The 13,656-nt window shown below is 68.8% G+C and carries 12 protein-coding genes and 1 tRNA gene; 5 read left to right on the forward strand and 8 right to left on the reverse strand.

Annotated elements, in window-relative coordinates; translation table 11 throughout:
- Positions 1–109: 109 nt before the first annotated feature.
- On the forward strand, positions 110–1,489 hold the full coding sequence (gene der / locus ACFFDA_RS27955) for a ribosome biogenesis GTPase Der (RefSeq protein WP_404480504.1): 1,380 nt from the start codon (positions 110–112) through the stop codon (positions 1,487–1,489).
- 203 nt (positions 1,490–1,692) lie between these two features.
- On the opposite strand, the gene ACFFDA_RS27960 is transcribed toward der, so the two are convergent.
- From ACFFDA_RS27960 to ACFFDA_RS27980, 5 genes are all read right to left on the reverse strand, one after another.
- On the reverse strand, positions 1,693–2,874 hold the full coding sequence (locus ACFFDA_RS27960) for an AI-2E family transporter (protein ID WP_404480505.1): 1,182 nt from the start codon (positions 2,872–2,874) through the stop codon (positions 1,693–1,695).
- A 114-nt stretch (positions 2,875–2,988) separates the two neighbouring features.
- Entirely contained in the window at positions 2,989–3,468 is a 480-nt protein-coding gene (gene bfr, locus ACFFDA_RS27965) for a bacterioferritin (RefSeq protein WP_404480506.1), read from the reverse strand.
- Positions 3,469–3,539: 71 nt separating this feature from the next.
- A complete protein-coding gene (locus ACFFDA_RS27970) occupies positions 3,540–3,734 on the reverse strand; it encodes a bacterioferritin-associated ferredoxin (RefSeq protein WP_404480507.1) in 195 nt (64 codons plus the stop codon).
- 70 nt (positions 3,735–3,804) lie between these two features.
- Positions 3,805–5,091: a DUF418 domain-containing protein gene (locus tag ACFFDA_RS27975; protein WP_404480508.1), complete on the reverse strand. Its 1,287-nt coding sequence runs from the start codon at positions 5,089–5,091 to the stop codon at positions 3,805–3,807.
- Positions 5,070–6,173, reverse strand: a complete 1,104-nt coding sequence (locus tag ACFFDA_RS27980) for an SPOR domain-containing protein (protein WP_404480509.1) — start codon at positions 6,171–6,173, stop codon at positions 5,070–5,072. Before ACFFDA_RS27980 ends, ACFFDA_RS27975 begins: the two co-directional genes overlap by 22 nt.
- Positions 6,174–6,526: 353 nt before the next feature.
- Here ACFFDA_RS27980 and ACFFDA_RS27985 point away from each other — a divergent pair, with 353 nt between their 5' ends.
- Entirely contained in the window at positions 6,527–7,249 is a 723-nt protein-coding gene (locus tag ACFFDA_RS27985; RefSeq protein WP_404480510.1) for an AAA family ATPase, read from the forward strand.
- A gap of 18 nt (positions 7,250–7,267) precedes the next feature.
- Positions 7,268–8,566, forward strand: coding sequence for a tetratricopeptide repeat protein (locus tag ACFFDA_RS27990; RefSeq protein ID WP_404480511.1), 1,299 nt, complete (start codon positions 7,268–7,270; stop codon positions 8,564–8,566).
- 100 nt (positions 8,567–8,666) lie between these two features.
- On the opposite strand, the gene ACFFDA_RS27995 is transcribed toward ACFFDA_RS27990, so the two are convergent.
- Together ACFFDA_RS27995 and ACFFDA_RS28000 are read right to left on the reverse strand one after the other, a co-directional pair.
- A complete protein-coding gene (locus ACFFDA_RS27995) occupies positions 8,667–9,917 on the reverse strand; it encodes a dihydroorotase family protein (protein ID WP_404480512.1) in 1,251 nt (416 codons plus the stop codon).
- Positions 9,914–10,894, reverse strand: coding sequence for an aspartate carbamoyltransferase catalytic subunit (locus ACFFDA_RS28000; protein ID WP_404480513.1), 981 nt, complete (start codon positions 10,892–10,894; stop codon positions 9,914–9,916). Before ACFFDA_RS28000 ends, ACFFDA_RS27995 begins: the two co-directional genes overlap by 4 nt.
- Positions 10,895–11,137: 243 nt before the next feature.
- Here ACFFDA_RS28000 and sppA point away from each other — a divergent pair, with 243 nt between their 5' ends.
- Positions 11,138–13,039 (forward strand): signal peptide peptidase SppA, encoded by a 1,902-nt coding sequence (sppA, locus tag ACFFDA_RS28005; RefSeq protein WP_404480514.1) that lies wholly within the window; start codon positions 11,138–11,140, stop codon positions 13,037–13,039.
- 153 nt (positions 13,040–13,192) lie between these two features.
- Here sppA and ACFFDA_RS28010 read toward each other — a convergent pair whose 3' ends face one another.
- Positions 13,193–13,351, reverse strand: a complete 159-nt coding sequence (locus tag ACFFDA_RS28010) for a hypothetical protein (RefSeq protein WP_404480515.1) — start codon at positions 13,349–13,351, stop codon at positions 13,193–13,195.
- Positions 13,352–13,497: 146 nt separating this feature from the next.
- Here ACFFDA_RS28010 and ACFFDA_RS28015 point away from each other — a divergent pair.
- Positions 13,498–13,582: transfer RNA gene (locus tag ACFFDA_RS28015), tRNA-Leu, on the forward strand.
- Positions 13,583–13,656: the final 74 nt, after the last annotated feature.

The raw sequence follows: 13,656 nt of genomic DNA on the forward strand, positions 1-13,656 counted from the left end.
CTCGCCATCGCCGCAGGCAAGTGCAGCCCCGTGTCCTAGGCGGGGGCCGAGCGGCGAATCGACTGCAACGCTTGCCAAAACCGGCAGAAATCCCCATGCGCTGGGAATCATGCTTCCCCAAGTCATCATCATCGGTCGACCCAACGTCGGCAAATCCACCATGTTCAATCGCCTGGTCGGCAAGAAGCTCGCGCTGGTCGACGACCAGCCCGGCGTCACCCGCGACCGGCGCTTCGGCGACGCCGAGCTGCTCGGCCTCAAGTTCCAGATCGTCGACACTGCCGGCTGGGAGGACGACGAGGCCGAAACCCTGCCGGGCCGGATGCGCAAGCAGACCGAGGCCTCGCTGGAAACGGCGGACGTCGCGCTGTTCGTGGTCGACGCCCGCGCCGGCCTCACCCCGCTCGACGAGGAGATCGGCCAGTGGCTGCGGTCCTCGCCGGTGCCGGTGATCCTGCTCGCCAACAAGGCCGAAGGCCGCGCGGGCGAGGGCGGCGTGCTGGAAGCCTATTCGCTGGGCCTGGGCGATCCGATTCCCTTTTCCGCCGAGCACGGCATCGGCGTGTCCGACCTGTTCGAGGCCCTGCTGCCCCATCTCGACCCCCTCCAGCCGATCGAGCCGGAGTTCGAGGAGGAGATGGACGACGAATCGCGGCTGCTCGCCCCGCTCAAGCTGGCGATCGTCGGTCGTCCCAACGCCGGCAAGTCGACCCTCATCAATCGCATCCTGGGCGAAGACCGCCTGCTCACCGGGCCGGAAGCGGGTATCACCCGCGATTCGATCACGGTCGAGTGGGAATGGACCGACCCCAAGACGCAGAACGTCCGCCAGGTCCGCCTGATCGACACCGCCGGGATGCGCAAGCGCGCCAACGTGGTCGAGAAGCTGGAGCGCATGGCCGTCGCCGACGCGCGCCTGGCGATCGACTTCGCCGAAGTGGTCGTGCTGCTGCTCGATGCGACTCGCGGGCTCGAGCACCAGGACCTCACGATCGCCTCGAAAGTGCTCGAGGAAGGCCGTGCGCTCATCATCGCGATCAACAAGTGGGACGTGGCCGAAGGCGCCTCGGGCCTGTTCAACGGCATCCGCGCCGCGCTCGACGAAGGGCTCGCCCAGGTTCGCGGCGTGCCGCTGCTGGCGGTGTCGGCGCGGACCGGCAAGGGACTGGACGAACTGATCGCCGCCGGCTTCTCGATTCGCGAGGCCTGGAGCAAGCGCGTTCCCACCGCCGCGCTCAATCGCTGGTTCGACGATGCGCTTTCGGCCAACCCGCCGCCGGCGCCGGGCGGCAAGCGCATCAAGCTGCGCTACATCACCCAGGCCAAGACCCGCCCGCCGGGCTTCGTGGTGTTCGGCACCCGCCTCGACCTGCTGCCCGAGAGCTACAAGCGGTATCTCATCAACGGGATGCGCAAGAACCTGGGCTTCGAATCGGTGCCGATCCGCCTCAACTTGCGCAGCGCCAAGAACCCGTTCGCCAAGGACTGACCTCCGTTTCGCGTCGGTGAGGCCGGCGGAGAAGGTTCAAGGGCATCGGCACGCTGAGCCGCGCAGGAACGCAGAGGGCGCGCGCCGGGGGCGCAGCCGCCTCGTTCCTTCGGCGGTGCGTATAGGACTGCGCGTCATGCGACAGACAGCCGGCGGCGCAGGGCGATTGCTCTGCGTCCCTGCGTGAAACTCTTCACCCTCTCTCAGGACGGGTGCGCCACAGCTTCTTCGTCGGCCTTGGCGGCTGCGGCCTGCGTCTGCACCGGCAGGCCGGATCGATCCGCCTCCGCTTTCGCCTCGCGGCGGTCGCGGTGCTGGTTCCACACCGCGATGAACAGCGCGGCGATGACCGGGCCGATGATGAAGCCGTTGAGGCCGAACAACTCCAGCCCGGCCAGCGTCGCGATCAGCACCACGAAGTCCGGCAGGCGCGTGTCGCGGCCCACGAGGATAGGACGCAGCACGTTGTCGACCATGCCGATGATGAACACGCCGCAGAACACCACGATCGCCGCCTTGCCGGTATCGCCGGTGGCTAAGAGGTAGATCGCGACGGGCACCCAGATGATCCCGGTGCCGACGGCGGGCAGCAGCGAGAAGAAGCCCATCATCACGCCCCAGATCAGCGCGCCCTCGATCCCGAGCACCGAGAACAGGATGCCGCCCAGCAGCCCCTGGACGACGGCGACGACGACCGTGCCGCGCATCGTCGCGCGGACGACCAGCAGGAAGTTCTCGATCAGCGAATCGCGCGTGTCCGCATGGAGCGGGAGGCTGGTGCGCACCATGTCGCCGTAGCGCTCGCCGTCGCGCAGCAGGAAGTAGCTGAGGTAGAGCATCACGCCCAGCGCGGCGACGAAGCTGAGCGCTCCCTGGCCGACGGTCAGGGCGCGGCCGGCGACGGTCTGCAGCCCGCTGGTGATGCTGGAGCCGAACTGTCGGCGCACGGTATCGAAATCGGTCAGCCCGTATTCGTCGACCAGGCTGCGGATGCGATCGGGCAGGGCATTGAGGATCTGCTGGAAGATGCGGCCGAAGTCGATCTGCCCGCTGGAGATCTTGCCGTATAGGGTGGTCGCCTCGTTGACGATGCTGATGCCCAGGAGGATCGTCGGGATGACGAACAACGCGATCAGGCCGATCAGGACGATCGAGGTGGCGAGGTTCTTGCGCCCGTCCAGCCGCCTGGTCAGCTTGGCGGTCAGCGGCTGGAACATGATCGCGGCGACCACGCCCCACAGCACCGCCCCGAAATAGGGGGCAAGCAGGTAGCCAAAGGCGAGGGTTATGACGACGACGAGGACGGCGAAGCCGATGTCCTCGATCTGGAGGCCGCGCCCGGCCTGTTGTGGCGTGCCCGGTACGTCCTGGCGCGGTGATGGCATTGGTTCCCCCTGGAATCGCAGAAGCAGCCACCGGGCCGCTCCTCCATGCACAAGTGCCGGGAGGAGCGCCGGTTCCCTGCGCGGCGGGCAGAGGGCGCCCGCCACAGCCGGGGTTCAGTCCTCGGCGGGCTTGCTCTGCAGCTGGCAGTAGTTCTGAATACCCATGCGCTCGATCATGTCGAACTGCTTTTCGAGGAAATCGACATGTTCCTCTTCGCTCTCGAGGATGCGGGCGAAGATTTCGCGGCTCACGAAGTCGCGCACCGTCTCGGCATGGGCGATGGCTTCCTTGAGCATGGGCAGGGCGTCGTATTCGAGCGCGAGGTCGGCCTTGAGGATTTCCTCGACCGTCTCGCCGACGCGCAGCTTGCCGAGCGACTGGAAGTTGGGGAGGCCGCCGAGGAATAGGATGCGATCCGCAAGGACGTCCGCATGCTTCATCTCGTCGATCGATTCGTGCCGTTCGTACTCGGCGAGCTTCTTGATGCCCCAGTTGTCGAGCATGCGGTAATGCAGCCAGTACTGGTTGATCGCGGTCAGTTCGTTGAACAGGGCCTTGTTGAGAAACTCGATGACCTTCTGGTCGCCATTCATCGCGCGGAAACTCCTCTATGTGAGCCGCGGGATATAGGCGAAACAGCAAGGGCAGGGCAAGTCAGGTCATGTCAGGCGGCTGCAGCGATTCCCATTCCGGCCGACGAATGTTCGTCGGCAATGATGTCTTCGGCGTCGTCCAGGCACTGGCGGCACTGCGGCGTCCGGCCGAGCGAACCGTAGATCGCTTCCACGCTGCCGCGACAGCGGCGAGCGGCGCAGCGAAGTTCGGTTTCCCGGATGGCATTGCAGATGCACACGTACATGAGCGAATCCTCTAGTCCCCTGCCAATATATGCGAGTGCGAATGGATCGCAATAGCATATTTTTGGAAATTCAGCGGCGGTTCGCAAGGACCCGGTGCTCGACGAGCGAGCGCCACAGCCATTCCAGCGGACCGCGCCGGAAATGGCGCAGCCACGCGAGGCTCCAGGCCAGCATCAGCGCCCATCCGCCGATCACGAAGAGCCATTGCGCCAGCGGGCCGAACTGCGCGAAGAGCCCCAGGCCCCAGCCGTAGAACACGAAAGTCATGACCAGGCTGGTGAGCACGTAGTTGCTGAAGGCCATGCGTCCGGCCGCAACCAGGCTCGATCCGATCCGGGTGGACGAAAGCCGCGGCGCGGCCAGCACGAGCAGGCCGGCGTACCCGAACCCGCCCAGCAGGTGAGGCATGGCCAGCCCCCAGACGAGCGCCGCGTTCATCGCCACGGGAGGGAAGTGACGCGGCCATGCCCAGCCGAGGAACAGCGCGGTCAGCGCGAACCCGGCAAGGGTGCAGGTGATCGAAAGCTCGACCAGGCGGCGCCGTGGCAGCCGGCCGTCGAACAGGCCGCGGCGATAGATGACCATGCCGATGAGCATCAGCGGCAGAGTCTCGGAGAACACGCCCGAAACCATCTGGATCTGCCAGAACGGCCGTTCCAGCAGCTTTATGCGCAGCAGGTCGAGATAGCCCATGTGGGCCTCGCGCAGTTCCTGCGCCGCCCAGGCCTGCATGGGTTCGATGCGTTCGGCCAGGAGCCGGAGTTGCGCGGCGCTGGCGAGGTGGTCGCGCGCGGCGGTCTCGGCGGTGATCGCGGCGGCCGCGTCGAGCATGCCCCACACGTGCCAGCCGTAGTAGAGCACCAGCGCCATGCCCAGCAGCGCGGCATTGTTCAGCGGGCGCAGCAGCAGCGCGGCGATCCCGCACGCGGCGTAGACGAACAGGATGTCGCCCCACCACAACAGCAGGTAGTGCAGCATTCCCAGCAGCAGCAGCCAGCCGAGGCGGCGCAGTTGCTGGAGGTCGCCGTCGCGCCCCGCCGCCTCGGTTCGCTCCCAGAACAGCACCAGCCCGGCCCCGAACAGCAGCGAGAACAGCGTCCGCATCTTGCCTTCGAAGAACAGGAAGTTGAACGCGTAGGCCGCTTCGTCGAGCGGGCCGACCGGGCGCGGCAGGTTGGGGGACGTGGAGGAGATCATCGGCCCGGCAAAGCCGGCGATGTTGATCGCCAGGATGCCGAGTACGGCGACGCCGCGGATCAGGTCGAGCGTGGCAAGGCGCGGCGCTGCGGCTGCAGGCGCCTCCACGGCGTCCGGCGCGACCGCGGGGTCGCGGGTCAGTCCCGGACCGACAGGCACCCGAAGCCACCGCCGATGAGGCGCGCGCAGGCCGCGTCGGCCTCCGCCTTGGAGCCGAAGCCGGTCGCCTGGAGCTTGGTCAGCTTGCCGGCGGGAGCGAGGGCCTTGGCGTGCCCCGCAAGCTCGGGACGGCCTTTGACTTTCGCCCAGAGGGCCTCGGCATTGCCGGCGACACCGAAGGCACCGAGCTGGACGCGCCAGGGCCCCGAAGCGGCAGGCGCGGGTTTCGGAGCCGGGGGCCTGGCATCGGGCCTTGCAGCGGCGGTGCGGGCCGGAGCGGGAGGAGAGGGCGTGGATGCGGGAGCGGGCTTGGGCGCGCTGGGCTTGGGCGCAGGGGGTTTCTGTTGGGCGCGGACAGGGGCGGGCGCCGGCGCGGGACGCGTATAGTCGGCCCCGGCGGCCTGCGCGACCGCTTCCCGGGCCTCGACGATCCCGAGCGCCGGGTCGTTGGCGGCGAGGCGGGTGCCCAGTTCGGCAGAAGTGTTGAGGCGGGCGCGGTTGGCCTGCGCCTGAGTCGCGAGCTGCTGGGCCAGCACCACGCTCTTCTGGCGATCGGCCAGGGGGATATGCTGGTCCATCTGCGCCTTGGCGCCGGTGGCCTGCGCCAGGCCGTCCTGCTGTGCGAGGCTGACGAGGGCGTAGGCGCGCACCCAGTCCTTCTTGACGATGTCGCCGTTGAAGTGCGCGACCCCCAGGATGTATTGCGCCCGAGCGTCGCCGCGCGCCGCCGAAGCTTCGAGGTAGGGCAGGGCGCGCGTGCGCTCGCCGCGCTGGAACAGCATCAGTCCGTAGGAATCGGCGGCCTGGACGTGGCCCTTGGCGGCGGCCTTGCCATAGAGGTCCTCGGCCTTGCCAAGGTCCATCGGCACGCCGCGGCCCAGCTTGTAGGCCTGCGCGAGATTGAACTGCGCATCGGCGTCGCCGCGATCGGCGAGTGGCTGCCACTGGCGGATGGCACCGTCGTAGTCGCCCGCCGACCAGGCATCGACGCCGGACTTCACGTCGGCATGGGCGACCGTCGCCAGCGTCGAGATGGCAAGGGCGAGCATGCCCGACCGCAGGAGAGGTACAATCGTGTTCAAGTCGCTATCGCCCGGTCCAGCCCCGTCTGTGTTTACCATGTAGTCGCGTTGATGCGCATCTTGCCAGCAGGAAGCGCGCCAAGGTTACATATTCACGCGGAAATCTACGTAACCGAGAAGAGTTAACGCGCAGTGGACGATCGGGCGGGGGCGCGGGCGGCGCCGTGGATTTCTCGCGTTTCGCGGGGCGACAGCTTCGCAACGAGCCCGTGCCGGGCGAGCGCCCACGCGTCCGGATCGAGTGCGGGACGGCGCAAAGGCTTACGCGATTAACCGTAAATTAGGAACGATCTGCCAGTTTTCTGGGCCTGGGCAGGTCTTGCCCATCCGCAGGGGCTTCGGGGGAATTGGTTTTGCGCGTACTTGCTTTGGCATCGCAGAAGGGCGGCTCGGGGAAGACGACCCTCTCCGGCCATCTCGCCGTGCAGGCGCAGCGGGTGGGTGCAGGACCGGTGGTCCTGATCGACGTCGACCCGCAGGGCTCGCTCGCCGACTGGTGGAACGAGCGCGAGGCGGAAATGCCCGCCTTTGCGCAGACCACCGTGGCCCGGCTGGCGAGCGACCTGCAGGTGCTGCGCCAGCAGGGCTTCAAGCTGGCCGTCATCGACACGCCGCCGGCGATCACCCTGGCGATCCAGACGGTGATCTCGGTGGCCGAATTGATCGTCGTGCCGACCCGTCCCAGCCCGCACGACTTGCGTGCGGTGGGCGCCACCGTCGACTTGTGCGAGCGCTCGGGCAAGCCGCTGCTGTTCGTCGTCAACGCCGCCACGCCCAAGGCGCGGATCACCGCCGAGGCCGCCGTGGCGCTCTCGCAGCACGGCACCGTCGCTCCCGTCACGCTGCACCAGCGCACCGATTTCGCGGCCTCGATGATCGATGGCCGCACGGTGATGGAAGTCGATCCAAACGGTCGCTCCTCGCAGGAGGTCGCGGCCTTGTGGAACTACATCGCCGATCGCCTGGAAAAGAACTTCCGGCGCACCGTCTTCGCCGCACCGGCACCCGGACAGCCGATGCTGCAGGGTGCCCTGCGGCCCGTGGGTGGCTTCGGTCGCCGCGTCACCGTATCCTGATCTGAGGAAAACAGTCCGATGGAACGCATCAGCAGCAGCAGCGCCAGGACCGCAGGCTTCACGTTGTGCTCGGCGATGGTCGCCGCGCTTCTCGCCGGTTGCGCAGGGCAGACTTCGGTCGCCAGCGCGACCGGAGCCCAGGTCGCCGACGCATCGATCGGCGGGCAGGGCGACATCGCCGACAAGGCCCTGGCCAAGGCCGAGGCCCGCGTCGCCAAGTCGCCCGCCAATGCGTCGGCCCGCTCCGACCTCGCGCAGGTCTACCTTGCTGCGGGCCGCTTCGATTCGGCCGCGACGACGTTCGAGGACGCCATCGCGCTGGGCGACAAGAGCCCGCGCAATGGCCTGAGCCTGGCCCTTGCCTACATCGGCTCGGGCCGCAACGCGCAGGCGCTCGGCGTGCTGTCGCAGTGGCGCGACCAGATCCCGGCAGGCGACTTCGGTCTCGCCATCGCGCTCGCCGGCCAGCCCGCACAGGGCGTGGCCGTCCTCACCGACACGCTGCGCGGCGGCGAGAACAACGCCAAGGTGCGCCAGAATCTCGCCTATGCCTACGCGCTCGACGGGCGCTGGGCCGAATCGCGAGTGATCGCCGGGCAGGACGTGCCCCCCGACCAGCTCGAGCAGCGGATGACCGAATGGGCCAGCCGGGCGCGCCCGGAACAGTCGCAGGTGCGCGTGGCGGGCCTGCTGGGAACGCCGATGCGGGCCGACCCCGGCCAGCCTGTCGCGCTGGCGCTCAACGGCGTGGAGCACGCCGCGCGCATGGCGGTGGCCGAGGTTCCCGGCGCACCAGCCCCAGAGTTTGCTGGTTCAGAGTTTGCTGGTTCAGAGCTTGCCGCCTCGGAGCTTCCCGCCGCCGAGCTTCCCGCCATCGAACCGGCCGAGGACTATCAGGTCGCGCAGGCCCCGGCGCCGGCGGTCACGCCCGTCGCCCACGCGGCGCCGATCCGACGCGCCTCCACCATCGAGCGGGCGTTCGAAAGGCCGGCCATCGCCGAGCACGCGCGGCCCAGGGTCGCCAGCCACATCGTCCAGCTCGGCTCGTTCAGCACCCGGGAAGGCGCTCAGCGCGCCTGGGGCATATTCCAGAAGCGCGACGCCAGGCTGCGCGACCACACCTTGCGGATCACCGAGGCCGAAGTGAACGGCCGCCGTTACTTCCGCGTCGCCGCCGTCGGCTTCGACCGCAACGCGGCGCAGACGATGTGCTCGACGGTCAAGCAGCGCGGCGGCGGGTGCCTCGCCTATGCCGAAGGACAGCGGATGCCGGGCGTGCTCCCGCTGGGCAGCGGCCCGCTGAAGGCGCGGCGCTGATGTAGTCCGCGTCGGGCCACCCCAGGGTTGCGCCCATCCTTGCGCGAGGCCCGGCCCTTGCGCACGATCCCGGATCAAGTCCGGGACGACGACATCCGCCTCAGCCGGTCTTCTTCGTCCGCACCGCGACGCCGCCCTTGAACAGCGCGAGGACGCGGCCCTGGACCGGCTGGCGATCGAACGGGGTGTTGCCGGCGCTGGCCGCCATCTTGTCGGAATTGACGATCCACGGGCGTTCCGGGTCGATCACCGCGATGTCGGCTTCGGCGCCCTGGGCCAGCCGTCCGGCGTCGACCCCGAGCAGGCGGGCGGGCGCCCCGGCCAGCAGGTCGAAGGCGCGGCCCATGTCGATCACGCCGTCCCGCACGAGGCTGAGGGTTAGCGGCAGCAGCGTTTCCGCGCCCGCCATGCCGGGGGCCGAATCGGCGAAGGGCAGGCGCTTGTCTTCGGGACCGCGCGGGTCGTGGCCCGAGGCGACGATGTCGATGGTGCCGTCGGCCACCGCCGCGATCACCGCCTGCCGGTCCGCCTCGCAGCGCAGCGCCGGCGATAGATGGGTGAAAGTGCGGAAAGAGCCGATCGCGAGGTCCGAGAGCATGAAGTAGGCCGGGCTCACGCCTGCCGTCACCTGGAGCCCGCGGGCCTTGGCCGCGCGCACGAGGTCGAGCCCGGCGGCGGTGGTCACGTTGCGGAAGTGGATCGCGGCATTTGCCATCTCGGCCAGGGCGATGTCGCGGGCGATGGCGATCGCCTCGGCCTGTGCGGGCGCACTGGGCAGGCCCAGGCGCGTCGCCATCTCGCCGGCGGTCGCGACCGCGTTGCCGACGATTCCGGCGTCCTCGGCATGGGCGATGAGCACCATGCCGAGCATCCCGGTATATTGCAGCAGCCGCAGCATCGTGCCCGAATCGCCGATCCAGCGGCGCCCGGTGCAGACCGCACGGGCACCGGCGTCGCGCATCAACGCGATCTCGGCGAGCGAGGTGCCGCCGAGCCCTTGCGTCGCGGCGGCGAGGGGGTGGACCCAGAAGTCCGGCTTGCCCGACTGCGCCGCGAAGCGCACCCGCGCCGAGACGTCGAGCGGCGGGCTCTGGTCCGGCATCAGCGCGGCGCGGGTGACGCCGCCGAAGTGGAAGGCCGGCTTGTCGATCGCGAAGACGCCGATGTCGACGAGCCCCGGCGCCACCAGGGCCCCGCGCGCATCGTGGACGGTGTCGCCGTCCCGCGCGGCCACGTCGGCACCGAGCGTGGTGATGAAGCCGCCCTCGCAGCGGATCGCCCCGGGCGTGATGGTGCCGTCGGGAAGCAGCAGCCTGCCGCCGGTGATGGTGAGCGGTGCGTGAAGGCTCATGCCCAGCCCTCCAGCTTGCGGCCCTTGCGGGTCAGCACGTCGAGGCAGGCCATCCGGATGGCGACCCCCATCTCGACTTGCGTGGTTATCATCGATCGTTCCACATGGTCGGCAACGTTGCTGTCGATCTCGATCCCCCGGTTCATCGGCCCCGGGTGCATGACCAGGGCATCGGGCTCGGCCAGTTCGAGCCGGTCGAGCGTCAGGCCGTAGAGGTGCCGGTATTCGCGCGGGGAAGGGATGAACTGGCCTTCCATGCGTTCGAGCTGGAGGCGCAGCATCATCACCACGTCGGCGCCTTTGAGCGCGGCGTCGAAATCGTGGAAGACCGTGACCCCCATCTGCTCGATGTCGGCGGGCATCAGTGCCGGCGGTGCGCAGACGCGCACGTCGGCGCCCAGCGAGGCGAGGCACAGGATGTTGGAGCGGGCGACGCGGCTGTGCAGGATGTCGCCGCAGATCGTCACGCGCAGGCCGTTGAAGGCGCGCTTGGCCTGGCGGATGGTCAGGGCGTCGAGCAGGGCCTGGGTCGGGTGCTCGTGCTGACCGTCGCCGGCGTTGAGCACCGGGCAGTCGACCTTGCCGGCGATGAGCTGCACCGCGCCCGAGGAGGCATGGCGGATGACGATCGCGTCGGCGCGCATGGCGTTGAGCGTCATCGCCGTGTCGATCAGCGTCTCGCCCTTCTTCACGCTCGAGTTCGCGACCGCCATGTTGACCACGTCGGCGCCCAGGCGCTTGCCGGCGATCTCGAAGCTGAGAAGCGTGCGGGTGGAGTTCTCGAAGAAGGCGTTGATGATGGTGAGGCCGGAAAGCAGCTCGCGCCGCTTCTGCGCCCCCCGGTTCATCTCGACCCACTGTTCCGCCTCGTCGAGCAGGAACCAGATCTCGTGCGGGGCCAGCCCCGCGATGCCCACGAGGCCGCGATGCGGGAAGGCGAGGGCACCTTCCGGATAAGTGTATTCTGGTGATGTCATTAAAGACCACGCCTTAGGGCGGGTGGGGCCGGGGCTCAAGTGCTTAGCGACCCGACCGGCCAAGTTGTACCGCGACTTTTGGGTCATGCGCCTTTTCGGCGGGGCGACAAGCGGGCGCCGGCAAGCCGAGGTGAGCGCGGTGCACTCCGGGTCTGCCCCACCTTGCGGAACCGACTTCGTCGCGGCGCTCTTTCCCATCCGCTTGCCATGTGGGTATGCAAGGCGCGAAAGGCAGGTCAATTCATGAGATTCGCTCGCAAGGTCTGGAAACTGCTCGTCGCGGTGAAGGACGCTCTGGCGCTGCTGTTCCTGCTGCTGTTCTTCGGCCTGGTCTATGCCGCGCTCGCCGCGCGGCCGGCGCCGGGCAGGGTGGAGGACGGCGCGCTGCTGCTCTCGCTCGACGGCACCATTGTCGAGGAAAAGAGCCAGGCCGATCCGCTGGCGCTGCTGATGGCGCAAGGCGCCTCGTCGCACGAATTCCAGGCCCGCGACATCGAGCGGGCCTTGCGCCTCGCGGCCGGGGACAAGCGGATCAAGGTCGTCGTGCTCGACCTCTCGCGGTTCCTGGGCGGTCGCTTCGTGCACCTCCACGACATCGGCGCGGCGATCGACGAAGTGCGCAAGGCCGGCAAGCCGGTGCTGACTTTCGCCAATGCCTATGCCGACGACGGCGTCCAGCTTGCCGCCCACGCCAGCGAGGCCTGGGTCGACCCCATGGGCGGCGCCTTCGTCACCGGGCCGGGCGGCAACCTGCAGTTCTACAAGGGCCTGTTCGACAAGTTCAAGGTCCAGGCCCACGTCTACCGCGTCGGCACCTACAAGAGCGCGGTGGAGCCCTACTTGCGCTCCGACCTGTCGCCTGAGGCGCGCGAGGACCTCCAGGGCGTCTACGGCGCCTTGTGGACCGCCTATCGCGCCGAGATCGCCAAGGCGCGGCCCAGGGCGCAGATCGACCGCATGACCGCCGACCCCGTCGCCTGGGTCAAGGCATCGGGCGGCGACATGGCGCAGGCGTCCAAGGCCGCCGGCCTCGTCGACCGCATCGGCGACCAGACCGATTTCGACAAGCGGGTGCAGGAGATCGCCGGAGAAACCGCGCAGGCGCGTCCCGGCAAGGACGATGCGCCCGGCTATGCCCATACCGGCCTTGCCACCTGGCTCGCCGCCAATCCGGTGAAGAGCGAAGGCGCCAAGATCGGCGTCGTCACCATCGCCGGCGAGATCGTCGACGGGGACGCGGGGCCCGGCACCGCCGGCGGCGATCGCATCGCCCGGCTGCTCGACGAGGCGCGCGACGAGAAATTCAAGGCGCTGGTCGTGCGCATCGATTCGCCGGGCGGCTCGGTCATGGCCTCGGAGCGCATCCGCCGCGCGCTGGCGCGCTGGCGCGAGGCGAAGATCCCGATCGTCGTCTCGATGGGCAACATGGCCGCGAGCGGGGGCTACTGGGTGTCGACGCCGGGCCAGCGGGTCTTCGCCGAACCCGGCACGATCACCGGCTCGATCGGCGTCTTCGCGGTCATCACCAGCTTCGAGAAGACCCTTGCCGACTTCGGCGTGACCAGCGACGGCGTGCGGACCACCGGGCTGTCCGGCCAGCCCGACCTGTTCGGCGGTTTCACGCCGGAAGTCGACGGCATGCTGCAAAGCTCGGTCGAGAGCACTTACGGCAAGTTCCTGGGCGTGGTCGCCAAGGCGCGGGGCAAGACGCCGCAGCAGGTCGATGCGATCGCGCAGGGTCGCGTCTGGCCGGGCGGCGAGGCGCAGCGCATCGGCCTGGTCGACCAGATGGGCGACCTCGACGACGCGCTGGCCTATGCGGCCAAGCTGGGCGGCGTCGGCAACGGCAAGTGGCACGCCGAATATCTGGAAGACGCGCCGGATTCGTTCAGCGCCCTGCTGGAAGGCTTGGGCTCCGGATCGCAGGACGAGGCCGCGTCGTTCGACTTCGCCGGCCTCGTGGCGACGCGCCAGCGGCTGCAGGCGGGCCAGGCGGTGGCCCGCATCGAGGCGCTGCTGGGTGCCAGGGGCGTGCAGGCCTATTGCCTCGAATGCGCGATGGAACCCGACTACCGCACGGCTGGCAAGGCGCCGGGCGAGGGCTCGACGCTGGCCATGCTGGCACGGCTGCTGGGCTGGAAGTAGCCCACCAGCCGTCCCCGACCCGATCCCGGACCGTGGGTACTTTCGTGGCGATAGCTCGCGCCGGGCCACCGCAGCGTAGCGCCTCGCCTTGCGCGCGGCACGGCCTTGCCCACGGTCCCCGAGCAAGTCCGGGACCGTGGGCACCCCTCGCCATCAATCGGGCGGCGGCATTTCCACCGGGGTGCTGTCCGGCTGGTCGAAGTCCGGGCCTTCGGGCGGGGCTTCGTCCGGGCCGCCGGGGAAGCCGGGTTCGTCGGGCACCGGGAACTCTGGCGGGGTGTCTCCCGGATTGTCGGCGGGCTGGGTGGCCATGTCGTCTTGCTCCTCGAGGTTACCCCATCTCCGCCTCAGGACGTGGGCACCGGCCGGACACTTCGCAAGGGCCGCGAATCAGCGGTCTTGCCCTTTATCGCGTGTGGCTTTAAGGGCCCGTCCCTTGAGTTTCAGGCTTCTCTCATGCGGGCGTGGCGGAATTGGTAGACGCGCTGGTTTTAGGTACCAGTATCGAAAGATGTGGGGGTTCGAGTCCCTTCGCCCGCACCAATCCGTCGCCCATGGGAGAGTGAGCCGCGTAATACGGGCCGCAAGGCCTCTTGGATTGCACAGGAAGGCATCGA

The sequence above is a fragment of the Novosphingobium sp. BL-52-GroH genome, from assembly GCF_044813085.1.
Classification (GTDB): domain Bacteria; phylum Pseudomonadota; class Alphaproteobacteria; order Sphingomonadales; family Sphingomonadaceae; genus Novosphingobium.

What these genes read in the sequence shown, in the direction of transcription:
- ACFFDA_RS27995 (WP_404480512.1), bottom strand. Translation starts at nt 9,917, where the DNA reads ATGAGCCTTCACGCACCGCTCACCATCACCGGCGGCAGGCTGCTGCTT.
- ACFFDA_RS27990 (WP_404480511.1), top strand. Translation starts at nt 7,268, where the DNA reads ATGGAACGCATCAGCAGCAGCAGCGCCAGGACCGCAGGCTTCACGTTG.
- ACFFDA_RS28000 (WP_404480513.1), bottom strand. Translation starts at nt 10,894, where the DNA reads ATGACATCACCAGAATACACTTATCCGGAAGGTGCCCTCGCCTTCCCG.
- ACFFDA_RS27970 (WP_404480507.1), bottom strand. Translation starts at nt 3,734, where the DNA reads ATGTACGTGTGCATCTGCAATGCCATCCGGGAAACCGAACTTCGCTGC.
- ACFFDA_RS28010 (WP_404480515.1), bottom strand. Translation starts at nt 13,351, where the DNA reads ATGGCCACCCAGCCCGCCGACAATCCGGGAGACACCCCGCCAGAGTTC.
- sppA (WP_404480514.1), top strand. Translation starts at nt 11,138, where the DNA reads ATGAGATTCGCTCGCAAGGTCTGGAAACTGCTCGTCGCGGTGAAGGAC.
- ACFFDA_RS27960 (WP_404480505.1), bottom strand. Translation starts at nt 2,874, where the DNA reads ATGCCATCACCGCGCCAGGACGTACCGGGCACGCCACAACAGGCCGGG.
- bfr (WP_404480506.1), bottom strand. Translation starts at nt 3,468, where the DNA reads ATGAATGGCGACCAGAAGGTCATCGAGTTTCTCAACAAGGCCCTGTTC.
- der (WP_404480504.1), top strand. Translation starts at nt 110, where the DNA reads ATGCTTCCCCAAGTCATCATCATCGGTCGACCCAACGTCGGCAAATCC.